Here is a 3,467-nt window from a genome sequence, read left to right on the forward strand (position 1 = left end):
TAGTCTTGATAACCTTTGGCGGTGATACGGCGAGTGACACGGCCTTTTTGTTGCTGCTGCGCCAGTTGTAAAAACGCACCATGCGCATCAGATGGAATAAACTGATGCTCTGTGATATTGAGATTGTTATCGTACTGAAACTTCTCGCTTTGGCGTTCAAACTGGTTGCTGTATTGGGTTTCAACAATTTGGTCGTTGGCGTTATAGCGATATTGTGTGCGGTTCCAGCGAGCATCATCGATATTGACCAGATTAAAGGCTTTATCGTATTGATAACCTCGATGAACATCGGTCGAAATAGGTGGTTGAAGTGGATTATCGTGTAATGACTGTAAAAAGGACTCCGTTCCCCGTCCTGCACGTTGATGGGCCAATAATCCGGTGGCGGTGTAATGGCTAGAATTAGCAAAACCCGCTTTGCTTTGGCGTAAAAACTCTTGTCCTAAGGCGTTGTAGCTAAATTGCAAAGGGGCATGTTGATTGACTTGCAGGGAAGTCAGTTCATGAAGTTGACCAAAGGCATAATTAAGCTCACGCTCACCAAAGCGGGTTTGAGTGAGAATATCGTGCTTCTCATCCCATTGATGCGTAATCTCTTGTCCATTAATACGCTCGCAACATAAATGTCCTTGGTCGTTATACTCAAATTCCACCACCGAATCAGGATTGGTGGCACGAATAAGTTGCAAACGTTCATTGTATTGATACGTGGTTGTAGAAAGGCATTTATGCTCAATATCATCAGCAAGCCAAATGCTTTGTTCGGTGACTAATCCTGTCTCATCATAATGATAACGTAGCTCATGACTTATTTTCTACATTTATTATATTACAATCATTATCTACTAGAATGGACATAAAAACATCATAATAACTATGATTAATTGGACTAATTCGTTCCAGAAATTCTTTTAATTTTTTATCATTTTTAATATAAATATTTATTTTATTTCCGTTTGCTGTGAGATCGCCTAATAGATCATTAAATCCATAGAAATCTTTTCCAATATATCCTTTTCTTCCCCAAAATGCTTCGCCAAGCATACAGAAAAAATCAAGAATGTTATTTACGTCATCTAAATTAATGTGAGGGTTTAATATTATATTTTTATTTGATGGTAATGTTTGTTGCCAATATAGGCATGAATTTAACCATATTTTTTTTGATTTTTCACATTTATTGTTTCTCCAGTAAAATATTTCATTTCCATTTTCCCATTCTTTTAAAATATTAGAAATAGCCAATGGTGGTAAATCAGTTGTTTTTATCGTTAATGATAAATTTTGACCTTCATTTAACTTGATTTCATTATCTAACAAATTACTATCAAACTCATAAATACATGTGTTATTTATATAAAATGATATGTTAATTATGTCATTTGTTTTTATTTTGATACTGTCGGAAATCTTTATTTCATCTGATTTAATTAGAAGAAAAAATATATTCTCATTGTCAATATGGTTTAAGTCTAAGATATCAAGATTATATGCTGAGATAATTTCCACCCCATTAATACATATATAGTATTTTGTATGTTCCACTATGCTCGCCTTAAGTTAAATATTATTTAGTTGGTTTATGTCCTGGATATTTACCACCATCGGGATACCATGGGCTCGGAAATTTATAGACTTTTTCATAATCATGATTCAATACATACCCATATACTTTTTGACCATTTGGTAATGTCTGCTCAAGAATACGATGGTGAGGGTCGACACCTTTTCCAGTATGAACAACTCGCCACTCTTTTGCACCAATCCAGAATTTATTGGTTTTTCCTTTTCTATCTTCTAAGGTTTTTTGAATCCCTGTATTAGCATGTACTCTTGGTGTACCTTCACCAGTAATAATTTTTTCATATTCTTGCCTAATACTTTTAGGTACTGGATTGAATGATGACAACTTAAGAAGCTTATCACAATCCTCACCCGCCAACCCAAACGGATCAACCCACCCAACTGGACAATGCACATACCCATACGGATTAAAGCCCCCTAATAATCCTATGGGGTCTGGTGAAATATATTGCCCTGTGTCCTTATCATAATAGCGAAAGCGATTGTAATACAAGCCACTTTCTTTATCTTCATATTGTCCGGCAAACCGAAAATGACATTCGGTATATTCGGAGTCGTTATCGGCATAATCATCATGAGATTGCCAAAACACCATTTGCCCCCAGGTATTTAAACGTCCTGCCCAACTGACAATCCCTTTTTCACTAAAGATTTCTCGTGGCGTGCCTTGATGGTCAGTGACGACATAATGCAGTTTTCCACGTTGATAACGGGCTGTTGGAGTAATTTCACCGGGTTGATAGAGCCACTGAATTTGAGAATCATAAGCCAGTGTGCCATCGGCATAAATAGGGGTTTCTTGCACCATCTGGTCGCCAGACCATAGGTAATCGACACGCTGAATGCGTTTATTTTTAAACGGTGAATTGGGCGGTGAAATAGGGCGATTATCGACTACCTTACTTTTACTGAGGCGTCGCCCAAAAGCATCGTACGTGTAGCGCCAGCATTCCCCTTCAGGATTAAAACAGGCAATAAGTTGATTAAGCGTATTCCATTGGTAATACCACGTTTTTGCTCGAAAACCGTGTTGATGAACCACTTTTTGCGTTAATCGACCATTAATGTCGTAGTGATAGTCTTGATAACCTTTGGCGGTGATACGGCGAGTGACACGGCCTTTTTGTTGCTGCTGCGCCAGTTGTAAAAACGCACCATGCGCATCAGATGGAATAAACTGATGCTCTGTGATATTGAGATTGTTATCGTACTGAAACTTCTCGCTTTGGCGTTCAAACTGGTTGCTGTATTGGGTTTCAACAATTTGGTCGTTGGCGTTATAGCGATATTGTGTGCGGTTCCAGCGAGCATCATCGATATTGACCAGATTAAAGGCTTTATCGTATTGATAACCTCGATGAACATCGGTCGAAATAGGTGGTTGAAGTGGATTATCGTGTAATGACTGTAAAAAGGACTCCGTTCCCCGTCCTGCACGTTGATGGGCCAATAATCCGGTGGCGGTGTAATGGCTAGAATTAGCAAAACCCGCTTTGCTTTGGCGTAAAAACTCTTGTCCTAAGGCGTTGTAGCTAAATTGCAAAGGGGCATGTTGATTGACTTGCAGGGAAGTCAGTTCATGAAGTTGACCAAAGGCATAATTAAGCTCACGCTCACCAAAGCGGGTTTGAGTGAGAATATCGTGCTTCTCATCCCATTGATGCGTAATCTCTTGTCCATTAATACGCTCGCAACATAAATGTCCTTGGTCGTTATACTCAAATTCCACCACCGAATCAGGATTGGTGGCACGAATAAGTTGCAAACGTTCATTGTATTGATACGTGGTTGTAGAAAGGCATTTATGCTCAATATCATCAGCAAGCCAAATGCTTTGTTCGGTGACTAATCCTGTCTCATCATAATGATAACGTAGCTCATGA

The 3,467-nt window shown here is 38.8% G+C and carries 2 protein-coding genes and 1 pseudogene; all 3 read right to left on the reverse strand.

What is annotated here, in order from left to right:
* Nucleotides 1-689, reverse strand: a pseudogene (locus tag GWI97_RS09590) (RHS repeat-associated core domain-containing protein); the annotation flags it as partial.
* 112 nt (nt 690-801) lie between these two features.
* A complete protein-coding gene (locus GWI97_RS09595) occupies nt 802-1,545 on the reverse strand; it encodes a hypothetical protein (RefSeq protein WP_087803042.1) in 744 nt (247 codons plus the stop codon).
* A 22-nt stretch (nt 1,546-1,567) separates the two neighbouring features.
* A partial coding sequence (locus tag GWI97_RS09600) for an RHS repeat-associated core domain-containing protein (protein ID WP_202609415.1) occupies nt 1,568-3,467 on the reverse strand: 1,900 nt, incomplete at its 5' end.

The sequence above is a fragment of the Proteus sp. G2300 genome (assembly GCF_009915965.1).
Taxonomy (GTDB): Bacteria; Pseudomonadota; Gammaproteobacteria; order Enterobacterales; family Enterobacteriaceae; genus Proteus; species Proteus vulgaris.